Here is a 22,390-nt window from a genome sequence, read left to right on the forward strand (position 1 = left end):
GGAGAAAGCAGATGAGCGCGCTCTATATGATTGTCGGCACCCTGGTGGCATTGGGTGTGCTGGTCACCTTCCATGAATTCGGCCATTTTTGGGTCGCTCGCCGCTGTGGCGTGAAGGTTCTGCGCTTCTCCGTAGGCTTTGGCATGCCGTTGTTGCGCTGGCACGACAAGCGCGGTACGGAATTCGTGATCGCGGCCATCCCGTTGGGTGGCTACGTCAAAATGCTCGACGAGCGCGAAGGTGAAGTGCCAGCGGATCAGCTCGATCAATCGTTCAATCGCAAAACCGTTCGTCAGCGGATCGCCATCGTGGCGGCCGGCCCCATTGCCAATTTTTTGCTGGCTTTTGTGTTTTTCTGGGGGTTGGCCATGCTCGGCAGCGAGCAGGTGCGCCCGGTCATCGGGGCGGTCGAGGTGGGCAGTATTGCCGCCAAGGCGGGTTTGAGCTCCGGGCAGGAAATTATTGCGATTGATGGCGAGCCGACTTCCGGGTGGGCGGCAGTCAATCTGCAGTTGGTTCGTCGGCTGGGGGAAAGCGGTGCGTTGCAACTGCTGGTTCGTGAGCAGGGTTCCAGTGCTGAGTCACCGCGTGTACTGACGCTTGACCATTGGCTCAAGGGGGCCAATGAGCCGGACCCGATTCGCTCGCTGGGTATCCGTCCGTGGCGCCCGGCGTTGCCGCCGGTACTGGCTGAGCTCGATCCGAAAGGCCCCGCTCAGGCGGCCGGGCTGAAAAGCGGCGATCGTTTGCTGTTGCTGGACGGTCAGGCGCTCAGTGATTGGCAGCAAGTGGTCGACTGGGTCCGTGTACGTCCTGATACCAAAATTGTGCTGCATGTCGAGCGTGACGGTGCTCAAATCGACGTCCCTGTTACCCTGGCGGCGCGCGGTGACGCGAAAGCGGCAACCGGTTATCTGGGGGCAGGTGTCAAGGTTGTCGACTGGCCGCCAGAGATGATTCGCGAGGTCAGCTTTGGTCCTGTAGCGGCGATTGGCGAGGGCGCGCGTCGTACCTGGACCATGAGTGTGCTGACCCTTGATTCGCTAAAGAAAATGTTGTTCGGCGAGCTCTCGGTAAAAAACTTGAGTGGACCGATAACCATTGCTAAAGTGGCGGGCGCTTCTGCCCAGTCGGGTGTTGCTGATTTCTTGAATTTCCTTGCTTATCTGAGTATTAGCCTGGGGGTTCTCAATTTGTTGCCCATCCCTGTACTGGATGGGGGGCATTTGTTGTTTTATCTGATTGAGTGGGCGCGTGGTCGTCCCTTGTCGGATCGGGTGCAGGGTTGGGGGATACAGATCGGTATCAGTTTGGTGGTCGGGGTGATGTTGCTTGCTCTGGTCAACGATCTGGGTCGACTGTAACGCTTCGCTGAATTGCGAATCTGCCGCATTTTGCGGCAGTTTGTTTATTGCCAGTTGGAATAAGAAAGGACTTCATGAAACGTCTGCTGCTAACTGCGGTTCTCACCGTATTGATGATCGCCGAAGTTCACGCCGAGTCCTTCACTATCTCCGATATTCGCGTCAATGGCCTCCAGCGGGTCTCCGCGGGTAGCGTCTTTGGTGCCTTGCCGTTGAACGTCGGTGAACAGGCGGATGATCGTCGCCTGGTGGAATCCACTCGTGCGCTGTTCAAAACCGGTTTCTTTCAAGATATCCAGCTGGGCCGCGATGGCAATGTCCTGGTCATCACGGTAGTCGAGCGCCCATCGGTTGCCAGTATCGAGATCGATGGCAACAAGGCGATCTCCACTGAAGACTTGATGAAAGGTCTCAAACAGTCCGGTCTGGCCGAAGGCGAGATCTTCCAGCGTGCGACCCTTGAAGGCGTGCGTAACGAACTGCAGCGTCAGTATGTCGCTCAAGGCCGCTACTCGGCGACCGTCGACACCGAAGTGGTGCCGCAGCCGCGTAACCGCGTTGCCTTGAAGGTCAACATCAACGAAGGCACTGTTGCTGCTATCCAGCACATCAACGTGGTGGGTAACACCGTTTTCGCCGACGAAGACCTGATCGACCTGTTCGAACTCAAAACCACCAACTGGTTGTCGTTCTTCAAGAACGATGACAAGTACGCTCGTGAAAAATTGTCCGGTGACCTGGAACGCCTGCGTTCCTACTACCTGGACCGTGGCTATATCAACATGGATATTGCTTCGACCCAGGTGTCCATTACCCCGGACAAGAAACACGTCTACATCACCGTCAACGTTAACGAAGGCGAGAAGTACAGCGTTCGTGACGTCAAGCTGAGCGGTGACCTGAAAGTCCCTGAAGACCAGGTCAAGGCTCTGTTGCTGGTTCAGAAAGGCCAGGTGTTCTCGCGCAAGCTGATGACCACCACATCCGAACTGATCACGCGCCGCCTAGGTAACGAGGGTTATACCTTTGCCAACGTCAACGGCGTGCCGCAGCCACACGACGACGATCACACTGTCGATATCACCTTCGTGGTTGACCCGGGCAAGCGTGCCTATGTAAACCGCATCAACTTCCGCGGCAACACCAAGTCGGAAGACGAAGTGCTGCGCCGTGAAATGCGCCAGATGGAAGGTGGCTGGGCTTCGACCTACCTGATCGACCAGTCCAAGACCCGTCTGGAACGCCTGGGCTTCTTCAAGGAAGTCAACGTCGAAACGCCGGCTGTGCCGGGTACCGACGACCAGGTTGACGTGAACTACAGTGTTGAAGAGCAAGCTTCCGGTTCGATCACCGCCAGCGTTGGTTTTGCTCAGAGCGCCGGTTTGATCCTGGGCGGTTCGATCACCCAGAACAACTTCCTGGGGACAGGTAACAAGGTCAGCATCGGTCTGACCCGCAGCGAATACCAGAGCCGCTATAACTTCGGTTATGTCGACCCCTACTGGACTGCTGATGGCGTGAGCCTGGGTTACAACGCGTTCTATCGCACCACTGACTACAAAGACCTCGATGTCGATGTGGCCAACTATGCGGTGGATAGCCTGGGGGCTGGCGTCAGCGTCGGCTATCCGATCAGCGAGACCTCGCGTCTGACCTTTGGTCTGACCGCGCAGCAAGACAAAATCAATACCGGCAAGTACACCGTTGACGAGATCTTCGATTTCGTGAAAAAAGAAGGCGACAACTACCTGAACTTCAAGGCATCGGCCGGTTGGTCCGAGTCGACCCTGAACAAAGGCGTGTTGGCGACACGTGGTCACTCCCAGAGCCTGACGCTGGAAGCCACCACGCCAGGCAGCGACCTGTCGTTCTTCAAGCTCGACTACCGTGGTCAGTTGTTCCAGCCTTTGACTGACAACTACACCATGCGCTTGCATACCGAACTCGGTTATGGCGATGGCTATGGTTCGACCGATGGTCTACCGTTCTACGAGAACTACTACGCAGGCGGTTTCAACTCGGTTCGTGGCTTCAAGGACAGCACGTTGGGTCCTCGCAGTACGCCAAGTACCGGTAAGAATCCTGGTACAAGCAAAGACCCGGACCAGGACCCTCTGCCGTTCGGTGGTAACGTGCTGGTTCAAGGTGGTGTAGAAATTCTGTTCCCGCTGCCCTTCGTCAAGGATCAACGTTCCTTGCGGACCTCGGTCTTCTGGGATGTTGGTAACGTGTTCGACAGCAATTGCTCTTCGAACAAGGTATCGGCTACTGGCAAGAAAATTGAGTGCAACAATGTCGACCTCTCCGGTCTGGCCAGCTCGGTCGGTGTCGGTGTGACGTGGGTTACTGCACTGGGTCCATTGAGCTTTGCGTTGGCGATGCCGATCAAGGAACCGGATAACGCTGAGACTCAGGTGTTCCAATTCTCCCTCGGTCAGACTTTCTAAGAGCCTGACCCAAGATAACGACAATGGATTTTGTAGGAGTGCATCGTGCGTAAGTTGACTCAATTGGTTCTCCTGGCGACTGTCCTGGTAGCGACCCCGGCATTTGCCGAAATGAAAATTGCGGTACTGAACTACCAAATGGCTCTGCTGGAGTCGGATGCGGCGAAGAAGTACGCCGTGGATGCCGAGAAGAAATTCGGTCCGCAACTGACCAAGCTCAAGACTCTGGAAAGCAGTGCCAAAGGCATCCAGGATCGTCTGGTCAGCGGTGGCGACAAAATGGCCCAGGGCGAGCGCGAGCGTCTTGAGCTGGAATTCAAGCAAAAGGCCCGCGACTTCCAGTTCCAGTCTAAAGAGCTGAACGAAGCCAAAGCCGTTGCTGACCGTGAAATGCTGAAGCAGCTCAAGCCAAAACTGGATAGCGCTGTGGAAGAAGTCATCAAAAAAGGTGCTTTTGACCTGGTCTTCGAGCGTGGTGCAGTGATTGACGTCAAACCTCAGTACGACATCACCCGCCAGGTTATCGAGCGCATGAATCAACTGAAGTAATCCATGACAGCGACTATAAAACTCGGCCAGTTGGCCGAGTTCCTCGGGGCTACGTTGCGTGGCTCTGCGGAGAAAGAAATTACTGGGCTAGCCACCTTGCAGGAGGCTGGCCCAGCTCAGTTGAGCTTTCTGGCAAATCCCCAATACCGTAAATACCTGGCTGACAGCCAAGCCGCAGCCGTGTTGCTGAAGGCCGCCGATGCCGAAGGGTTTGCCGGTGATGCGCTGGTTGTGCCAGATCCGTATGCCGCGTATGCGCGGGTTTCCCATCTGTTCGACCCGAAACCCAAGGCTGCTGCCGGTATTCATCCAACAGCTGTTGTGGCTGAGGATGCGGTGGTTGATCCGGCGGCGAGTATCGGCGCGTTTGCCGTGATAGAAAGCGCTGCACGGATTGCTGCGGGCGTGACGATTGGCGCTCATTGCTTCATCGGCGCTCGCAGCGAAATCGGCGAGGGCGGCTGGCTGGCTCCGCGTGTGACGCTGTATCACGACGTACGGGTCGGCAAGCGAGTGGTGATTCAGTCGGGTGCAGTGCTGGGCGGTGAAGGCTTCGGCTTTGCCAACGAGAAGGGCATCTGGCAGAAAATTGCCCAGGTCGGCGGCGTGTTGATCGGCGACGATGTGGAAATTGGCGTTAACACCGCTATTGATCGCGGTGCGCTGGCCGATACCGTGATCGGTAATGGCGTGAAGCTCGACAATCAGATTCAAATTGCCCACAACGTGCAGGTCGGTGACCACACCGCCATGGCTGCCTGCGTGGGGATTTCCGGCAGTACCAAAATCGGCAAGCATTGCATGCTCGCCGGTGGTGTAGGGCTGGTAGGGCACATTGATATTTGCGACAACGTTTTCCTGACCGGGATGACGATGGTGACTCACTCGATTACCGAGCCGGGCTCCTACTCATCCGGTACAGCCATGCAGCCAGCGGCCGAATGGCGCAAAAGCGCGGCTCGCATCCGTCAGCTCGATGACATCGCGCGGCGTTTGCGACAGCTGGAGAAGCGTGTAGGGGACGTGACCCCTGACGCCAATGCTTCATCTGAAGGCTGATACCATTTCCATATCAAGTGTGCTCAGCCGCTAGACTGCCTCCTTGATTTGCTAGAGGAGTGCGCGTTTGCCGCGCGCTCCCAATCTTTACATAGGCTTCCCCCCGAAATGATGGACATCAACGAGATTCGCGAATACCTGCCTCACCGTTACCCGTTCCTGCTGGTGGACCGGGTGGTGGATCTGGATGTTGAAGGCAAGCGCATTCGTGCCTACAAGAATGTCAGCATCAACGAACCGTTCTTCAATGGTCACTTCCCCGCGCACCCGATCATGCCAGGCGTGCTGATCATCGAAGCGATGGCGCAGGCCGCAGGCATCCTGGGTTTCAAGATGCTGGACGTGAAACCTGCTGATGGCACCCTTTACTACTTCGTCGGCTCCGACAAGCTGCGTTTCCGTCAGCCGGTCAAGCCTGGCGACCAATTGATCCTCGAAGCTACTTTCATCAGTTGCAAGCGTAAGATCTGGAAGTTTGAATGCCAGGCGTCGGTGGATGGCAAGCCGGTATGCTCGGCCGAGATCATCTGTGCGGAACAAAAAGTATGAGTTTGATTGACCCTCGCGCAATCATCGATCCGACGGCCATTCTGGCCGACGACGTCGAGGTCGGCCCTTGGTCGATCATCGGCGCAGGTGTGGAAATCGGCGAGGGAACAGTGATCGGGCCGCACGTGATACTTAAAGGCCCGACCCGGATTGGCAAGCACAACCGCATCTACCAGTTTTCATCGGTAGGTGAGGACACGCCCGATCTGAAGTACAAGGGTGAAGAGACCCGCCTGGTGATCGGTGACCACAACATCATCCGTGAAGGCGTGACGATTCACCGTGGCACCGTCCAGGACCGTTCCGAAACGACCCTGGGCGACCATAACCTGATCATGGCCTATGCCCACATCGGCCATGACAGCGTGATTGGCAACCACTGCATTCTGGTCAACAACACCGCGCTGGCGGGTCATGTACACGTTGAAGACTGGGCGATCCTGTCTGGTTTTACCCTGGTTCACCAGTATTGCCATATCGGCACCCACAGCTTTTCCGGCATGGGTACGGCCATTGGCAAGGATGTTCCTGCCTATGTCACGGTGTTCGGCAACCCGGCAGAAGCCCGTAGCATGAACTTCGAAGGCATGCGCCGTCGTGGTTTCAGCGAAGACGCCATCCACGCGTTGCGCCGTGCCTACAAAGTGGTTTATCGCCAAGGCCTGACTGTTGAGCAGGCGTTGGCCGAGCTGGCCGAGCCTTCGGCACAGTTTCCTGAAGTTGCGGTCTTCCGTGACTCGATCCAGTCATCGACTCGCGGCATCACCCGTTAACCATGGCCAATCTGCGTATTGCGCTGGTGGCAGGCGAAGCCTCTGGCGATATTCTGGGTGCAGGTTTGATGCGTGCGCTCAAGGCTCAGCACCAAGGCGTTGAGTTCATTGGTGTTGGTGGGCCGCTGATGCAGGCCGAAGGCCTGACCTCTTATTTTCCGATGGAGCGCCTCGCGGTCATGGGGCTGGTTGAAGTCCTGGGGCGTCTGCGTGAGCTGCTCGCTCGTCGCAAAAAGCTGATCGCCACCTTGATCGCAGAAAAGCCGGACGTGTTCATCGGCATCGATGCGCCGGATTTCACCCTCAATATCGAGCTAAAGCTGCGTCAGGCCGGCATCAAGACCGTGCACTACGTCAGCCCTTCAGTCTGGGCCTGGCGTCAGAAGCGCGTGCTGAAGATCCGCGATGGCTGCGACCTGATGCTGACGCTGTTCCCGTTCGAAGCCAAATTTTACGAAGAGAAGGGTGTGCCCGTTCGCTTCGTCGGTCATTCGCTGGCCGATGCCATTCCCCTTGAGGCTGATCGCGCTGCTGCGCGTTCTGAGCTGGGATTGTCCGCTGGCCCGTTGGTCGCGTTGATGCCGGGTAGCCGAGGTGGTGAGGTCGGGCGCCTGGGCGGCTTGTTCCTTGATACGGCTGAGCGTTTACGCGTGCTGTGCCCGGGTGTGCGGTTTGTCATGCCGTGTGCCAGTCCGGAGCGCCGTGAGCAGATCGAAGCGTTGCTGGTGGGGCGTGATTTGCCGGTGACACTGCTCGACGGCCGATCACATCAAGCGCTGGCCGCCTGTGATGCGGTGTTGATTGCTTCTGGCACAGCGACTCTGGAGGCCTTGCTGTACAAGCGGCCGATGGTGGTTGCCTATCGCCTGGCGCCGCTGACGTTCTGGATTCTCAAGCGCATGGTCAAAAGCCCTTACATCTCGTTGCCGAACTTGCTGGCCCAGCGTTTGCTGGTGCCCGAGTTGCTGCAGGACGATGCAACGCCTGAGGCGCTGGCGCAAACCCTGTTGCCGTTGATCGAGGGGGGTGAAGAACAGACCGCCGGGTTTGATCAAATTCACCGCACCTTGCGCCTTGATGCTTCGAATCAGGCCGCGGACGCCGTCCTTAAATTGATCGGCAACCCTCAATGAGTAACGTAAAGATGCAAATGGGCCTGGATTTTACCCTCGTCGCAGACGCCGAAGACCTGGTGGCGGGTGTCGATGAAGTCGGTCGTGGCCCGTTGTGCGGTGCGGTCGTGACGGCAGCGGTGATCCTCGATCCAAACCGGCCGATTCTCGGCCTCAACGATTCGAAGAAACTCACCGAAGCGCGCCGTGAAAAGCTCTACGATGAAATCCGCGAGAAAGCCCTGAGCTGGTGCATCGCGCGTGCCGAAGTCGAAGAAATCGACGAACTGAATATCCTGCACGCCACCATGCTGGCCATGCAGCGCGCCGTTGAAGGCCTGCATATCACGCCGAAACTGGCGATGATCGATGGCAACCGTTGCCCGAAACTGGCAATGGCGGCTGAGGCAGTGGTCAAGGGCGATAGCAAGGTGCCGGCGATTGCCGCCGCCTCGATTCTGGCGAAAGTCAGCCGGGATCGCGAAATGGCCGCTTTCGAACTGATTTATCCGGGGTACGGCATCGGCGGTCACAAAGGCTACCCGACGCCCGTTCATCTGGAAGCCTTGAGCCGTCTGGGGCCGACACCGATTCACCGACGTTCGTTTGCCCCTGTGCGGCTGGCCTACGAGGCGCGTGAGGGGTTGATCGAGAGTTAGTCGCAAGGCTGATGTTTTTACCAAGGCCCGGTACAATCCGGGCCTTGTTGTCTCCACGTTATTAGCAGGATCACTATGCCGGCTTCATTCGTTCATCTACGCCTGCACACTGAATACTCCCTGGTCGACGGTCTGGTGCGGATCAAGCCGCTGGTCAAGACCCTGGTTGGCATGAACATGCCTGCCGTGGCGGTCACCGATCAGAACAACATGTGTTCCCTGGTCAAGTTCTACAAAAATGCCATGGGTGCCGGGATCAAGCCGATCTGCGGTGCTGACCTGTGGCTGTCGAACAAAGACCCGGATAACCCGCTCAGCCGCATCAGCTTCCTGGCGATGAACGCTGTGGGTTATCGCAACCTCACCGAGTTGATCTCCCGTGGTTTCATCGACGGTCAGCGTAACGGCCAGATCATCATCGAGCGCGAGTGGGTGGCCGAGGCCAACGAAGGCTTGATCATGCTGTCGGCGGCCAAAGAGGGCGAGATCGGTATTGCCATGCTCAGCGGCAACCCCGACGAAGCCGAGACCCTGGCACGCGAATGGATGGCGGTGTTCCCGGATCGTTTCTATCTGGAAGTACAGCGCACCAACCGGCCCAACGACGAAGAGCAACTACACGGCGCCGTGGCCCTGGCCGAAAAAATCGGCGCGCCGCTGGTGGCGACCAACGATGTGCGCTTCATCAAGCAGCAGGACTTCGAGGCCCACGAAACCCGCGTGTGCATCGGCGAAGGCCGGGCGCTCGACGATCCGCGTCGCTCCAAGAATTACAGTGACCAGCAGTACCTCAAAAGCGCCGAGGAAATGGCCGAGTTGTTCAGCGACTTGCCGGAGGCGCTGGAAAACACCGTCGAGATCGCCAAGCGCTGCAACATCGAAGTGAAGCTGGGCACGCACTTCCTGCCCAACTTCCCGATTCCCGATGGCATGACCATCGACGAGTATTTCCGCAAGGTGTCCTTCGATGGTCTTGAGGAGCGCTTGAGCGTTCTGCTGCCCAAGGACACTACCGAAGACTATGAAGCCAAGCGTCAGGTCTACGTTGATCGGTTGAATTTCGAGCTGGATATCATCATCCAGATGGGGTTCCCCGGTTACTTCTTGATCGTTATGGACTTTATCCAGTGGGCCAAGAACAACGGCGTACCGGTAGGTCCGGGCCGTGGGTCGGGTGCCGGGTCGCTGGTGGCCTATGTGCAGAAGATCACCGACCTCGACCCGCTGGAATATGACCTGCTGTTCGAACGTTTCCTTAACCCGGAACGGGTATCCATGCCCGACTTCGACGTCGACTTCTGCATGGACGGTCGCGACCGGGTGATCGACTACGTGGCCGAGAAGTATGGTCGTAACGCCGTAAGCCAGATCATCACCTTTGGTTCCATGGCGGCCAAGGCTGTGGTCCGCGACGTGGCACGAGTACAGGGCAAGTCCTACGGGTTGGCGGATCGTCTGTCGAAGATGATTCCGTTCGAAGTCGGCATGACTCTGGAAAAAGCCTACGAACAGGAAGAAATCCTGCGTGACTTCATCAAGGTCGATGAAGAAGCCGCCGAAATCTGGGAAATGGCCCGCAAGCTTGAAGGCGTGGTGCGTAACGTCGGCAAGCACGCCGGGGGTGTGGTTATCGCGCCGACCAAGCTGACCGACTTCTCGCCGATCTATTGCGACGAAGAAGGTGGTGGCCTGGTAACCCAGTTCGACAAGGACGACGTCGAGGCAGCCGGCCTGGTGAAGTTCGACTTCCTGGGCCTGCGGACCCTGACGATCATCGACTGGGCGCTGAAAACCATTAACCGCGACCGCGCCAAGGTCAGCGAGCCGCCGCTGGATATTGCGTTTATCCCGCTGGATGACAAGCCGACCTACGCGCTGCTGCAAAAAGCTGAAACCACGGCGGTGTTCCAGCTTGAGTCGCGAGGCATGAAAGAGCTGATCAAAAAGCTCAAGCCCGACTGCCTGGAAGACTTGATTGCACTGGTAGCATTGTTCCGCCCCGGCCCGCTGCAGTCGGGCATGGTGGACGACTTCATTAACCGTAAGCACGGTCGCGCCGAACTGGCGTACCCGCATTCGGATTACCAGTACGAAGGCCTCAAGCCGGTATTGGCGCCGACGTACGGCATCATCCTGTATCAGGAACAGGTGATGCAGATTGCCCAGGTCATGGCCGGTTACACCCTCGGTGGTGCGGACATGCTGCGTCGAGCCATGGGTAAGAAAAAACCCGAAGAAATGGCCAAGCAGCGCGGTGGGTTCATTGAAGGTTGCGCCACCAACAATATCGACGCCGATCTTGCGGGTAACATCTTCGACCTGGTAGAGAAATTCGCCGGTTACGGCTTCAACAAGTCTCACTCCGCCGCCTACGGCCTGGTGTCGTACCAGACAGCGTGGCTGAAAGCTCATTACCCGGCACCATTCATGGCGGCGGTGCTTTCGGCGGATATGCACAACACCGACAAGGTTGTGACCTTGATCGAAGAAATTCGCACCATGAAGCTGCGTCTCGACGCGCCGGATGTGAATACCTCCGAGTTCAAGTTCACGGTGAATGACGAAGGCCGCATTATTTACGGGCTGGGCGCAATCAAGGGGGTTGGCGAAGGGCCGGTCGAGGCGATTACCGAGGCGCGGCAGGACGGGCCGTTCAAGGATCTGTTCGATTTTTGCGCCCGGGTCGACCTCAAGCGCATCAACAAACGAACCCTCGACGGCTTGATCCGCAGTGGCGCCCTGGATCGCCTTGGCCCGTACTTCCACGATGAGCCGAAGGCTTATCAGGCCAACATCGACCTCAACCGTGCGGTCTTGCTGACCGCGATGGAAGAGGCGATCAAGGCGGCCGAGCAGACCGCACGTACTCACGACAGTGGTCACGCCGACCTGTTTGGCGGTCTGTTCGTTGAAGCAGACGCCGATGTCTACGCCAATCACCGCAAGGCCAAGGAGCTGACGCTCAAGGAACGGCTGAAAGGGGAGAAAGACACCCTGGGCCTGTACCTCACCGGTCACCCGATTGACGAGTACGAAGGTGAGATCCGTCGTTTTGCCCGCCAGCGCATCATCGACCTCAAGCCTGCGCGTGATACCCAGACAGTCGCGGGCATGATCATCGCGCTGCGCGTCATGAAGAACAAAAAGGGCGACAAGATGGGGTTCATCACCCTCGACGACCGCTCGGGCCGCATCGAGGCGTCGTTGTTTGCCGAGGCCTTCCATTCCGCGCAGTCGCTGTTGCAGACCGATGCCATGGTGGTGGTCGAAGGCGAGGTCAGCAATGACGACTTCTCCGGCGGCTTGCGCTTGCGGGTCAAGCGGGTGATGAGCATGGAAGATGCGCGCACCAACCTGGCCGAAAGCTTGCGTTTGAAGGTCCAGACCCAGGACCTCAAAGGCGATCAGCTACGCTGGCTGGGCGAGTTGTTCAAGCGCCACCGGGGCGCGTGCCCGATTACCATGGAGTACACCAGCCCCGATGCCAAGGCTTTGTTGCAGTTTGGCGAGACGTGGCGAATCGATCCGGCGGATGCCTTGATTCAAGCCCTGCGTGACCAGTTCGGGCGAGACAACGTCTTCCTCCAATACCGTTGACGGTCAGGGGGCACTTCTTGTCTTCAAGAGTATCCCCTGATCTCGATCCAGTTTTTAATCTCGACCTGAACGCGCCTCTCCCTTAAGGTAGGGCGCGAATAGACAACCGGCCGGCCCAAGCTCTCTTGGACGTCGACCCAAGACGGACGCCTATGAACCCGAATTTTCTTGATTTCGAACAGCCGATCGCCGACCTGCAAGCCAAGATCGAAGAGTTGCGCTTGGTCGGTAATGACAATTCGCTGAATATCGGCGATGAAATCTCCCGCCTGCAAGACAAGAGCAGCACGCTCACCGAAGACATCTTCGGCAAGCTGACCAGCTGGCAGATCGCACGTCTGGCGCGTCACCCGCGTCGCCCTTACACCCTGGACTACATCGAACACATCTTCACCGAGTTCGATGAGTTGCACGGTGATCGCCACTTCTCCGACGACGCTGCGATCGTTGGCGGTGTTGCCCGCCTGGACGATCAGCCGGTGATGATCATCGGTCACCAGAAAGGCCGCGAAGTGCGCGAGAAAGTGCGCCGTAACTTCGGCATGCCGCGTCCGGAAGGCTACCGTAAGGCTTGCCGCCTGATGGAAATGGCCGAGCGCTTCAAAATGCCGATCCTGACCTTCATCGACACCCCGGGTGCCTACCCGGGTATCGATGCTGAAGAGCGTAACCAGAGCGAAGCGATCGCTTGGAACCTGCGCGTCATGGCACGCCTGAAAACCCCAATCATCGCCACCGTGATCGGTGAGGGTGGTTCCGGTGGTGCGCTGGCGATCGGTGTGTGCGATCAACTGAACATGCTGCAGTACTCGACCTACGCGGTGATCTCGCCAGAGGGTTGTGCTTCGATTCTGTGGAAAACCGCCGAAAAAGCCCCGGATGCCGCTGAAGCCATGGGCATTACCGCCGAGCGCCTGAAAGGCCTGGGTATCGTGGATAAAGTGATCAGCGAGCCACTGGGCGGCGCACACCGCGATCCAGCGGCTGCCGCCGCTTCGATCCGTGCTGAGCTGAGCTCGCAACTGGCGATGCTGAAGAAGTTCGACAACGACGCGCTGCTGGCTCGCCGTTACGAGCGTCTGATGAGCTACGGTCTCTGATCTGACCTCGGCTTCAATGTGGGAGCGGGCTTGCTCGCGAAAGCGGTATAACAGTCAACTGATGTGTTGAATGTTGAGCCGCCTTCTCGGGCAAGCCCGCTCCCACATTTGTTTTGTGTGAAGGGATCGATATGAATCAGCCCATGATTGATCTGCCAGTCAGGCTACTGCTGAACCTGAAGCCTTGGCGCAACGCCCATGCCTGGCGCATTGCGTTCAGTGGCGGGCTCGACTCCACCGTCCTGCTGCATCTCCTTGCCCGTCTCGCAAAAACCCAATCCCTGCCAGCGCTCAGTGCTATCCATATCCACCACGGCCTTCAGGCTGCGGCTGATGCGTGGCCGGCCCATTGTCAGTCGGTGTGTGATGCGCTGGGTGTGCCATTAGAGGTAGTGCGTGTTCAGGTCTTGCTCGGCGCGAGTCTGGAACGTGCTGCGCGCGATGCGCGGTATGGCGCTTTCATCTCCGCGACTCAACACAATGAGCTGCTGTTGACCGCCCAGCACCGTGACGATCAGGCGGAAACCCTGATGTTTCGTCTGTTGCGCGGGGCAGGGGTGAGAGGGTTGTCAGCCATGCCGCTGGAGCGTCCGCTGGGGCGTGGGCATTTGGTGCGGCCGTTGCTGCAGGTGTCGCGGGCTGAGCTTGAAGCCTATGCCGCTGCGCATCAATTGAGCTGGGTGGAAGACCCTTCAAACGCCGATCAGCAGTTTTCCCGTAATTACCTTCGTCAGCAGATTTTTCCGGCGCTCACTCAGCGTTGGCCGCAGGCTGTTGCCACCATCGCCCGCAGCGCCGCGCACCTGAGCGAGGCGCAGGCACTGCTTGATGAGTTGGCCGGAATGGACCTGCTTCAAGCGTCGACCGTCAGCGAGTTTGATTGGCTGGGTGTGCTCTCTCTGGACATGGCAGCGCTTGAAAAGCTCTCCGCCGCCCGCCAGCGCAATACCCTCAGGCATTGGCTTGCGCCGTTGACGCGGTTGCCGGACAGCGACCACTGGTCGGGTTGGGAAAGTGTGCGCGATGCGGCGTGCGATGCGCGACCGATCTGGCGTTTGGCCGACGGTGAGTTGCATCGTGCGGGCGGACGGGTCTGGTGGCTGCCTGCCGGCTGGCTGAATGAGCCCATGCTGGATCAGTGCTGGACGGACCCGACTCAGGCGCTGCATTTGCCGGGCAATGGTCGCCTGACCTTCAGCGGCCAGGCCCCGCAAGGCGTGTTGAGTGTTCGTTACCGACAGGGGGGCGAGGTCATGTCGTTGCTCGGTCGCGGGCATCGTGATCTCAAACGCCTGCTTAACGAAAGCGGCCTGCCGCTGTTTGCCCGTGGCAGATTGCCGCTGCTCTACCGTGATGGGCAGTTGTTGGCGGTTGCCAACCTCCCGGGGCTTGCGGGAAGTGCCCATGGTGACTGGCGTTTGCACTGGCAGCCAGCAAACCAAGATCAAGGTTTGAGCTGAAAGGGGCTTTCCGGTAGACTACGCTCCCTTCTTGATACAACTTCTGTGGATTCGACTGAATTGCAGGAGTTGCCGATTACCAAGCAGTCTTTGCTGGGCGATTCCAAAAAATGTGTAGCGAGCAACGTACCGGTGTTTTCACTTCCGGTCTGTCCCAACGCGGCGGTTTTTTTGAAAGATGCACTGTGACTAATGCAGGTGATCGGGGGCTTCGGCCTTCCTTCGCTTTCCCCGGCGGCTCGGACCGCTTTAACGCAGACTTCTAGGGTTTTTCATGACGCGCTACATATTCGTCACGGGCGGTGTTGTTTCTTCATTGGGGAAAGGCATTGCATCGGCTTCATTGGCGGCCATCCTGGAGGCGCGGGGACTTAAGGTCACCATGCTGAAACTGGATCCGTACATCAACGTCGATCCGGGCACCATGAGCCCGTTCCAGCACGGTGAAGTGTTCGTCACCCACGACGGCGCCGAGACCGACCTGGACCTGGGTCACTACGAGCGGTTCATCCGCACGACCATGACCCAGAACAACAACTTCACCACTGGCCGTGTTTACGAGCACGTCCTGCGCAAAGAGCGTCGTGGTGACTATCTGGGCGCAACCATCCAGGTGATCCCGCATATCACCGACGAAATCAAGCGCCGCATCATCAAGGGCGCCGGCGATGCCGACGTGGCCATGGTCGAGATCGGTGGCACCGTGGGTGACATCGAGTCCCAACCGTTCCTCGAAGCCATCCGTCAATTGCGTTTCGAAGTCGGCGCCAAGCGCGCGATGCTGATGCACCTGACACTGGTGCCGTACATCGCCACCGCTGGCGAGACCAAAACCAAGCCTACCCAGCACTCGGTCAAGGAACTGCGCTCCATCGGCCTGCAGCCTGACGTGCTGGTGTGCCGTTCCGATCACCCGATCGACATCTCCTCGCGTCGCAAGATTGCGCAGTTCACCAACGTTGAAGAACGTGCGGTTATCGCGCTGGAAGACGCCGACACCATCTACAAGATCCCGGGCATTCTGCATTCCCAGGGCCTGGATGATTTCGTCGTGGAACGTTTCGGCCTGCAATGCGGCGGTGCCGATCTGTCCGAGTGGGAAGCGGTGGTCGATGCCAAGTTGAACCCGGAACACGAAGTCACCATCGCGATGGTCGGCAAGTACATGGAGCTGCTGGACGCCTACAAATCGCTGATCGAGGCGATGAGTCACGCGGGTATCAGCAACCGTACCAAGGTCAACCTGCGTTACATCGACTCCGAAGACATCGAAAACCAGGGCACCGCGCTGCTTGAAGGCGTAGATGCGATTCTGGTTCCAGGCGGCTTCGGTCTGCGTGGCGTGGAAGGCAAGATCACTGCCGTCCAATACGCTCGCGAAAACAAGGTTCCTTACCTGGGTATCTGCCTGGGTATGCAAGTGGCCGTCATCGAGTTCGCTCGTAACGTACTGGGCTGGAAAGACGCTAACTCCACCGAGTTCGATCGCGCCAGCGGTCACCCGGTCGTGGGTCTGATCACCGAGTGGGAAGATGCCACCGGCGCCGTTGAAACCCGTACCGAATCGTCCGATCTGGGCGGCACCATGCGCCTGGGCGCACAGGACTGCCTGCTGGAAGCCGGTTCCCTGGTGCACGATTGCTACGCCAAGGACGTGATCGTCGAGCGTCACCGTCACCGTTACGAAGTGAACAACAAGCTGCTGCCGCAACTGATCGACGCCGGCCTGAAAATCTCCGGTCGTTCGGGTGATGGCGCGCTGGTTGAAGTGGTTGAAGCACCGGATCATCCATGGTTCGTCGCTTGCCAGTTCCACCCTGAGTTCACCTCGACGCCGCGCGACGGTCACCCGTTGTTCAGCGGCTTCGTCAAAGCAGCTTTGGCTCAACACCAGAAGAAGGCTTGAACCTGATGGCTCAAAAGATCATCCGCGTAGGCAACATCGAAATCGCCAACGATAAACCGATGGTGCTGTTCGGTGGCATGAATGTGCTGGAAAGCCGCGACATGGCGATGCAGGTCTGTGAAGAGTACGTAAAGGTGACCGAGAAACTCGGTATCCCTTACGTGTTCAAGGCCAGCTTCGACAAGGCCAACCGTTCTTCCGTAACCTCCTATCGCGGCCCTGGCCTTGAAGAGGGCATGCGGATTTTCCAGGACATCAAGCAAGCTTTCGGCGTGCCGATCATCACCGACGTCCACGAGCCTGAACAGGCTGCGGTCGTTGCTGAAGTCTGCGACATCATTCAACTGCCGGCCTTCCTGTCGCGCCAGACCGATCTGGTCGTGGCGATGGCCAAGACCGGTGCGGTGATCAACATCAAGAAAGCCCAATTCCTTGCGCCTCAGGAAATGAAACACATCCTGAGCAAATGCGAAGAAGCGGGTAACGATCAGTTGATCCTCTGCGAGCGTGGTTCGAGCTTCGGCTACAACAACCTGGTGGTTGACATGCTCGGCTTCGGCATCATGAAGCAGTTCGAATACCCAGTGTTCTTCGACGTAACCCATGCGCTGCAAATGCCCGGTGGTCGCTCCGACTCCGCTGGCGGTCGCCGCGCCCAGGTCACCGACCTGGCCAAGGCTGGCATGAGCCAGTCGCTGGCGGGCCTGTTCCTGGAAGCTCACCCAGACCCGGACAACGCCAAATGCGACGGCCCTTGCGCCTTGCGTCTGGACAAGCTGGAGCCATTCCTGGCGCAGCTCAAGGCTCTGGACGAACTGGTTAAGAGTTTTCCGACGGTAGAAACCGCGTAATCCTCGATTCTCCGGTAAAGTACCGCTCGATTTATCGCTCTGGCCGCACGGCCGCACGGCTCTTGCAGGAGCACGGCTTGCCGGCGACGGTGTCCTTGAGGGGACCCATCACCGACAAGTCGTGCTCCTGCAGCGTTCTAGTCAACTTTGGAGTGTTTACAACAATGGCAAAAATCGTCGACATCAAAGGTCGTGAAGTTCTCGACTCCCGTGGCAATCCCACCGTGGAAGCGGACGTGCTTCTCGACAACGGCATCATCGGCAGTGCCTGCGCGCCGTCCGGTGCTTCCACTGGCTCGCGTGAAGCACTCGAGCTGCGTGATGGCGACAAGAGCCGTTATCTGGGCAAGGGTGTCTTGAAGGCTGTTGCCAACATCAACGGTCCGATTCGCACTGCGCTGTTGGGTAAAGACCCGGTTGACCAGAAAGCCCTCGACCGCATCATGATCGAGCTGGACGGTACCGAGAACAAGGGCAGCCTGGGCGCCAACGCGATCCTCGCCGTGTCCCTGGCCGCTGCCAAGGCTGCTGCGCATGATCAAGACCTGCCGTTGTACGCCCACATTGCCAACCTGAACGGTACGCCGGGCGTGTACTCGATGCCGGTTCCGATGATGAACATCATCAACGGTGGCGAGCATGCCGATAACAACGTCGACATCCAGGAGTTCATGGTTCAGCCGGTTGGCGCCAAGACCTTCTCGGAAGGTCTGCGCATGGGCACCGAGATTTTCCATCACCTCAAAGCCGTATTGAAGGCCCGTGGCCTGAGCACTGCGGTGGGTGACGAAGGTGGTTTTGCACCGAACCTGGCGTCCAACGAAGATGCGCTGAAAGTGATCTCCGAAGCCGTGGCCAACGCGGGCTACACACTGGGCACCGACGTGACCCTGGCTCTGGACTGCGCGGCCAGCGAATTCTACGAAGACGGCAAGTACAACCTGTCCGGCGAAGGCCAGGTGTTCACCGCCGAAGGTTTTGCCGACTACCTCAAAGGCCTGACCGAGCGTTACCCGATCATCTCCATTGAAGATGGCCTGGACGAGTCCGACTGGGCTGGCTGGAAAATCCTCACTGACAAGATCGGCGAGAAAACTCAACTGGTGGGCGACGACCTGTTCGTGACCAACACCAAGATCCTGAAAGAAGGCATCGACAAGAAGATCGCCAACTCGATCCTGATCAAGTTCAACCAGATCGGCACCCTGACCGAAACCCTGGAAGCCATCCAGATGGCCAAGGCTGCCGGTTACACTGCCGTGATCTCGCACCGCTCGGGTGAAACCGAAGATTCGACCATTGCCGACCTGGCCGTGGGCACCTCGGCTGGCCAGATCAAGACTGGTTCGCTGTGCCGTTCCGACCGCGTTTCCAAGTACAACCAACTGCTGCGTATCGAAGAGCAATTGGGTGCAAAAGCCAAGTACAACGGTCGCAGCGAGTTCCGCGGCTAAGCTTGGGATGTTAAAAAGACACCGGATTGTGTCGATAACATCGCTGTAGTGGTCTATCGACGCTAATCTGATGCCTTAGAGTACGAGCCTGGTTCTTCCAGGCTTCGTGCTATCAGATGCTTCAAAGTTTTGGCATGGCTGTCTTTTTTCACTGGATACCTGATATTCGATGCGCAGTCCCAATTGGTTGTTCCTCGTCTTGCTCTTGTTGCTGGCCGGCCTGCAATACCGCCTGTGGGTGGGTAATGGCAGCTTGGCGCAGGTGGCCGACCTGACTCAGCAGATTGCGGATCAGCACGCTGAAAACGAGGCATTGCTGGAGCGTAACCGGGTTCTGGACGCCGAAGTCATGGAGTTGAAAAAAGGCATGGAGACCGTTGAAGAGCGGGCTCGCCATGAATTGGGCATGGTCAAGGAGGGCGAGACCCTCTACCAGTTGGCCCAATGATCCAGCCATTACCGGCCTTCTGGGCCGTGATTCCTGCCGCGGGCGTCGGTGCCCGTATGGCCGCGGACCGTCCCAAGCAATACTTGCAACTGGGCGGGCGCACTATTCTTGAACACAGCCTTGGCTGTTTCCTTGATCATCCTTCCCTGAAAGGGTTGGTGGTCAGTCTTGCTGTTGATGATCCCTACTGGCCAAACCTGGCCTGTGCTTCCGACGCCCGTATTCAGCGGGTGGAGGGTGGGGCTGAGCGTTCCGGGTCGGTGCTCAATGCTTTACTGCATTTGCATGCGCAAGGCGCTGGCGATGATGACTGGGTGTTGGTCCATGATGCGGCGCGACCGAACCTGACTCGTGATGATCTCGACAAGTTGCTGTCGGAACTGGCTGACGATCCTGTCGGTGGGTTGCTAGCAGTTCCTGCTCGCGACACCTTGAAACGTGTCGACAAGCATGGCCGAGTTCTTGAAACCGTTGATCGCAGCCTGATCTGGCAGGCTTATACGCCGCAGATGTTCCGCCTTGGCGCGCTGCATCGAGCATTGGCCGACAGCCTGGTGGCCGATGCGGTCATCACTGACGAAGCTTCGGCCATGGAGTGGTCGGGTTTGGCGCCACGCCTGATCGAAGGGCGGTCTGACAACCTCAAGGTCACGCGCCCTGAAGATTTGGAGTGGTTGCGTCAACGCTGGGCTAATCGCCGCTGAATCATTTCGGGGCAGGCCGGGTACCGCATTGCGCCTTTCGCGAGCAAGCCCGCTCCCACATTTGATTGGCGTTGCCCATTTTTTGTGATCGACATCGCTTCAGTGCGGGAGCGGGCTTGCTCGCGAAAGCGGCAGCTCAGTCAATAAACCTGACACTCAATTGCACTGAACGATCTAGTTCCGATACTCCGGCCGCTTGGCCAACCCTTCCTTCAAATAATCCACCAACTTGCGCACCTTCGGTGACAAATGCCGTTGCTGCGGATACAGCGCCCACACGGCGGTGTTCGGTGGTTGGTGGGCGTCGAGCAACGACACCAGCGTGCCGTTGTTCAGATGCTCCAGCACGTAATAGTCCGGCAACTGACACAGCCCGACACCCTGCAGTGCCGCATCCAGTACCGCTTGCCCACTGTTGCAGCGCCAATTGCCTTGTACCCTTTGGGAAAATTCCCGCCCGTCCTGCTCCAATTGCCAGATATCCGAGCTGCCGATCAGGCAGTTGTGCCGACTGAGCTCGGACAAACTGTGCGGGCGCCCATAGCGTTCAAGGTAAGACGGCGAGGCGCACAAGTACATGCGTCGCGGCGCCAGGCGCGTGGCCACCAGTCGTGAGTCTTGCAGGCGCCCGAGGCGTATCGCCAGGTCCAGTCCCTCATGCACCAGGTCGAGTGGGCGGTTGCTGAGTTCGATGTCCACGCGCAATTGCGGGTAAAGCCCCATGAAGCTGGTGACCAACGGCACGATAAAACGCTCGCCGTACGCCACCGCGCAGGTCATGCGCAGCATGCCTTTGGGTTCGCTGGTCAGGTCGCCGACGGCGCGCAAGGCTTCTTCTCTGCCGTCCTGCAAGCGTTGGCAATGTTGCAGAAAGGTTTGCCCGGCCTCAGTCAGGGTGACACGGCGGGTGCTGCGGTAGAGCAATCGGGTCTGTAATCGCTCTTCCAGGCGTACGATTTGTCGACTGATGTGCGAGGAAGAAACTCCAAGGCGCTCGGCGGCCGCCGTGAATTGGCTGCATTCGGCCACGGCGACGAACTCGTCGATACCTTCCCAGCGGTTCTCGGACACGATGATTATCCCTGTATGGCAATAATGTTTTGCTTTTGGCTGGATTATTCATCGTCCAGTGGTGTTTTACACTCGCTGTCTCGTTTTTAATCGCTGGAGAGAGTCAGGATGATCAAGTCGCGCGCTGCCGTTGCCTTCGAGGCCAAGAAACCCCTTGAGATCGTTGAAGTTGACGTTGCCATGCCCAAGGCGGGAGAAGTCCTGTTGCGCGTCGTCGCCTCCGGTGTGTGCCATACCGACGCCTACACCCTGTCGGGCGCAGATCCGGAAGGCATCTTCCCCTCGATTCTCGGTCACGAAGGGGGCGCGATCGTCGAAGCAATCGGCGAAGGCGTGACCTCGGTGGCGGTGGGTGATCATGTGATCCCGCTGTACACCCCGGAATGCGGGCAGTGCAAATTCTGTAAGTCGGGCAAGACCAACCTCTGCCAGGCCATTCGTGCGACCCAGGGCAAAGGTTTGATGCCGGATGGCACTACGCGCTTCTCCTACAAAGGCCAGCCGATTTTCCACTACATGGGCACTTCGACCTTCTCGGAGTACACCGTGCTGCCGGAAATTTCCGTGGCGAAGATTCCTAAAGAAGCGCCGCTGGAAAAAGTCTGCCTGCTGGGCTGTGGCGTCACCACCGGAATCGGCGCCGTGATCAACACCGCCAAGGTCAAGCCGGGTGACACCGTGGCGATCTTCGGGCTGGGTGGCATTGGCCTGTCGGCCGTGATCGGTGCGGTCAAAGCCAAGGCTGCGCGCATCATCGCCATCGACATCAACCCGGCCAAGTTTGAAATCGCCAGGCAGTTGGGCGCGACCGATTGTGTGAATCCGAAAGATTTCGACCGTCCGATCCAGGAAGTCATTGTCGACATGACCGATGGCGGCGTCGACTTTTCCTTTGAATGCATCGGCAATGTGCAATTGATGCGTGCGGCGCTGGAGTGCTGCCACAAAGGGTGGGGCGAGTCGGTGATCATCGGCGTGGCCGGTGCTGGCCAAGAGATCTCCACCCGGCCGTTCCAACTGGTTACCGGTCGCGTCTGGCGCGGTTCGGCGTTCGGCGGCGTGCGCGGGCGCACTGAATTGCCAAGCTATGTGGAAATGGCCCAGACCGGCGAAATCCCGCTGGACACCTTTATTACCCACACCATGGGCCTGGAAGACATCAACAAGGCTTTCGACCTGATGCATGAAGGCAAAAGCATCCGTTCTGTCATCCATTTCTGAGGAGTAGCTGCAAGCGGCAAGCTTCAAGCTGCAAGAGAAGATCGCTTCTGCTTGCCGCTTATAGCT

18 protein-coding genes are annotated in these 22,390 nt (G+C 58.3%); 17 read left to right on the top strand and 1 reads right to left on the bottom strand.

The window, feature by feature from the left end; translation table 11 throughout:
• Positions 1 to 11: 11 nt before the first annotated feature.
• The 16 genes from rseP (at position 12) to ispD (ending at position 20,032) form a co-directional block, all read left to right on the top strand.
• A complete protein-coding gene (gene rseP / locus AC1Z1G_RS05885) occupies positions 12 to 1,364 on the top strand; it encodes a sigma E protease regulator RseP (RefSeq protein WP_483625637.1) in 1,353 nt (450 codons plus the stop codon).
• Between the two features lie 74 nt (positions 1,365 to 1,438).
• Positions 1,439 to 3,811, top strand: coding sequence for an outer membrane protein assembly factor BamA (gene bamA, locus AC1Z1G_RS05890; RefSeq protein ID WP_483625639.1), 2,373 nt, complete (start codon positions 1,439 to 1,441; stop codon positions 3,809 to 3,811).
• Positions 3,812 to 3,856: 45 nt separating this feature from the next.
• Complete coding sequence (locus tag AC1Z1G_RS05895) at positions 3,857 to 4,360, top strand: OmpH/Skp family outer membrane protein (RefSeq protein ID WP_019692093.1); 504 nt, start codon at positions 3,857 to 3,859, stop codon at positions 4,358 to 4,360.
• A gap of 3 nt (positions 4,361 to 4,363) precedes the next feature.
• Positions 4,364 to 5,419 carry a UDP-3-O-(3-hydroxymyristoyl)glucosamine N-acyltransferase gene (gene lpxD, locus AC1Z1G_RS05900; RefSeq protein WP_483625641.1) on the top strand — a complete coding sequence of 352 codons (1,056 nt, stop codon included), beginning with the start codon at positions 4,364 to 4,366 and terminating at the stop codon, positions 5,417 to 5,419.
• A 108-nt stretch (positions 5,420 to 5,527) separates the two neighbouring features.
• Positions 5,528 to 5,968 carry a 3-hydroxyacyl-ACP dehydratase FabZ gene (gene fabZ / locus AC1Z1G_RS05905; RefSeq protein ID WP_008028982.1) on the top strand — a complete coding sequence of 147 codons (441 nt, stop codon included), beginning with the start codon at positions 5,528 to 5,530 and terminating at the stop codon, positions 5,966 to 5,968.
• Positions 5,965 to 6,741, top strand: coding sequence for an acyl-ACP--UDP-N-acetylglucosamine O-acyltransferase (gene lpxA / locus AC1Z1G_RS05910; protein ID WP_483625644.1), 777 nt, complete (start codon positions 5,965 to 5,967; stop codon positions 6,739 to 6,741). The genes fabZ and lpxA overlap by 4 nt, the downstream gene beginning before the upstream one ends.
• Before the next feature lie 2 nt (positions 6,742 to 6,743).
• The gene (lpxB, locus tag AC1Z1G_RS05915; RefSeq protein WP_483625646.1) at positions 6,744 to 7,874 is read left to right on the top strand and encodes a lipid-A-disaccharide synthase; all 1,131 of its coding nucleotides are present in this window, start codon (positions 6,744 to 6,746) and stop codon (positions 7,872 to 7,874) included.
• A gap of 11 nt (positions 7,875 to 7,885) precedes the next feature.
• Positions 7,886 to 8,512, top strand: a complete 627-nt coding sequence (gene rnhB / locus AC1Z1G_RS05920) for a ribonuclease HII (RefSeq protein WP_483627759.1) — start codon at positions 7,886 to 7,888, stop codon at positions 8,510 to 8,512.
• Between the two features lie 75 nt (positions 8,513 to 8,587).
• Positions 8,588 to 12,109: a DNA polymerase III subunit alpha gene (dnaE, locus tag AC1Z1G_RS05925; protein WP_483625648.1), complete on the top strand. Its 3,522-nt coding sequence runs from the start codon at positions 8,588 to 8,590 to the stop codon at positions 12,107 to 12,109.
• A 152-nt stretch (positions 12,110 to 12,261) separates the two neighbouring features.
• A complete protein-coding gene (locus tag AC1Z1G_RS05930; RefSeq protein ID WP_019692099.1) occupies positions 12,262 to 13,209 on the top strand; it encodes an acetyl-CoA carboxylase carboxyltransferase subunit alpha in 948 nt (315 codons plus the stop codon).
• Positions 13,210 to 13,340: 131 nt separating this feature from the next.
• Positions 13,341 to 14,669, top strand: coding sequence for a tRNA lysidine(34) synthetase TilS (tilS, locus tag AC1Z1G_RS05935; protein WP_483625650.1), 1,329 nt, complete (start codon positions 13,341 to 13,343; stop codon positions 14,667 to 14,669).
• A gap of 274 nt (positions 14,670 to 14,943) precedes the next feature.
• Positions 14,944 to 16,575 (top strand): CTP synthase, encoded by a 1,632-nt coding sequence (locus AC1Z1G_RS05940; protein ID WP_347904422.1) that lies wholly within the window; start codon positions 14,944 to 14,946, stop codon positions 16,573 to 16,575.
• A gap of 5 nt (positions 16,576 to 16,580) precedes the next feature.
• Positions 16,581 to 17,426, top strand: a complete 846-nt coding sequence (gene kdsA / locus AC1Z1G_RS05945) for a 3-deoxy-8-phosphooctulonate synthase (protein ID WP_123428480.1) — start codon at positions 16,581 to 16,583, stop codon at positions 17,424 to 17,426.
• Positions 17,427 to 17,590: 164 nt separating this feature from the next.
• Positions 17,591 to 18,880, top strand: a complete 1,290-nt coding sequence (eno, locus tag AC1Z1G_RS05950; RefSeq protein WP_483625652.1) for a phosphopyruvate hydratase — start codon at positions 17,591 to 17,593, stop codon at positions 18,878 to 18,880.
• Between the two features lie 169 nt (positions 18,881 to 19,049).
• Positions 19,050 to 19,328 (top strand): cell division protein FtsB, encoded by a 279-nt coding sequence (ftsB, locus tag AC1Z1G_RS05955; protein ID WP_347904423.1) that lies wholly within the window; start codon positions 19,050 to 19,052, stop codon positions 19,326 to 19,328.
• Positions 19,325 to 20,032, top strand: coding sequence for a 2-C-methyl-D-erythritol 4-phosphate cytidylyltransferase (gene ispD, locus AC1Z1G_RS05960; RefSeq protein WP_483625654.1), 708 nt, complete (start codon positions 19,325 to 19,327; stop codon positions 20,030 to 20,032). Before ftsB ends, ispD begins: the two co-directional genes overlap by 4 nt.
• Positions 20,033 to 20,206: 174 nt before the next feature.
• Here ispD and AC1Z1G_RS05965 read toward each other — a convergent pair whose 3' ends face one another.
• On the bottom strand, positions 20,207 to 21,103 hold the full coding sequence (locus tag AC1Z1G_RS05965) for a LysR substrate-binding domain-containing protein (protein WP_483625656.1): 897 nt from the start codon (positions 21,101 to 21,103) through the stop codon (positions 20,207 to 20,209).
• Between the two features lie 108 nt (positions 21,104 to 21,211).
• On the opposite strand from AC1Z1G_RS05965, the gene AC1Z1G_RS05970 reads away from it, so the two are divergent.
• Positions 21,212 to 22,324: an S-(hydroxymethyl)glutathione dehydrogenase/class III alcohol dehydrogenase gene (locus AC1Z1G_RS05970; protein ID WP_483625658.1), complete on the top strand. Its 1,113-nt coding sequence runs from the start codon at positions 21,212 to 21,214 to the stop codon at positions 22,322 to 22,324.
• The last annotated feature ends 66 nt before the right edge of the window (positions 22,325 to 22,390 follow it).

Source organism: Pseudomonas sp. JL27(2026), assembly GCF_056933555.1.

What these genes read in the sequence shown, in the direction of transcription:
- lpxA (WP_483625644.1), top strand. Translation starts at nt 5,965, where the DNA reads ATGAGTTTGATTGACCCTCGCGCAATCATCGATCCGACGGCCATTCTG.
- AC1Z1G_RS05970 (WP_483625658.1), top strand. Translation starts at nt 21,212, where the DNA reads ATGATCAAGTCGCGCGCTGCCGTTGCCTTCGAGGCCAAGAAACCCCTT.
- tilS (WP_483625650.1), top strand. Translation starts at nt 13,341, where the DNA reads ATGAATCAGCCCATGATTGATCTGCCAGTCAGGCTACTGCTGAACCTG.
- rseP (WP_483625637.1), top strand. Translation starts at nt 12, where the DNA reads ATGAGCGCGCTCTATATGATTGTCGGCACCCTGGTGGCATTGGGTGTG.
- kdsA (WP_123428480.1), top strand. Translation starts at nt 16,581, where the DNA reads ATGGCTCAAAAGATCATCCGCGTAGGCAACATCGAAATCGCCAACGAT.
- eno (WP_483625652.1), top strand. Translation starts at nt 17,591, where the DNA reads ATGGCAAAAATCGTCGACATCAAAGGTCGTGAAGTTCTCGACTCCCGT.
- dnaE (WP_483625648.1), top strand. Translation starts at nt 8,588, where the DNA reads ATGCCGGCTTCATTCGTTCATCTACGCCTGCACACTGAATACTCCCTG.
- ispD (WP_483625654.1), top strand. Translation starts at nt 19,325, where the DNA reads ATGATCCAGCCATTACCGGCCTTCTGGGCCGTGATTCCTGCCGCGGGC.
- AC1Z1G_RS05940 (WP_347904422.1), top strand. Translation starts at nt 14,944, where the DNA reads ATGACGCGCTACATATTCGTCACGGGCGGTGTTGTTTCTTCATTGGGG.
- lpxD (WP_483625641.1), top strand. Translation starts at nt 4,364, where the DNA reads ATGACAGCGACTATAAAACTCGGCCAGTTGGCCGAGTTCCTCGGGGCT.
- bamA (WP_483625639.1), top strand. Translation starts at nt 1,439, where the DNA reads ATGAAACGTCTGCTGCTAACTGCGGTTCTCACCGTATTGATGATCGCC.
- rnhB (WP_483627759.1), top strand. Translation starts at nt 7,886, where the DNA reads ATGCAAATGGGCCTGGATTTTACCCTCGTCGCAGACGCCGAAGACCTG.
- fabZ (WP_008028982.1), top strand. Translation starts at nt 5,528, where the DNA reads ATGATGGACATCAACGAGATTCGCGAATACCTGCCTCACCGTTACCCG.
- ftsB (WP_347904423.1), top strand. Translation starts at nt 19,050, where the DNA reads ATGCGCAGTCCCAATTGGTTGTTCCTCGTCTTGCTCTTGTTGCTGGCC.
- lpxB (WP_483625646.1), top strand. Translation starts at nt 6,744, where the DNA reads ATGGCCAATCTGCGTATTGCGCTGGTGGCAGGCGAAGCCTCTGGCGAT.
- AC1Z1G_RS05930 (WP_019692099.1), top strand. Translation starts at nt 12,262, where the DNA reads ATGAACCCGAATTTTCTTGATTTCGAACAGCCGATCGCCGACCTGCAA.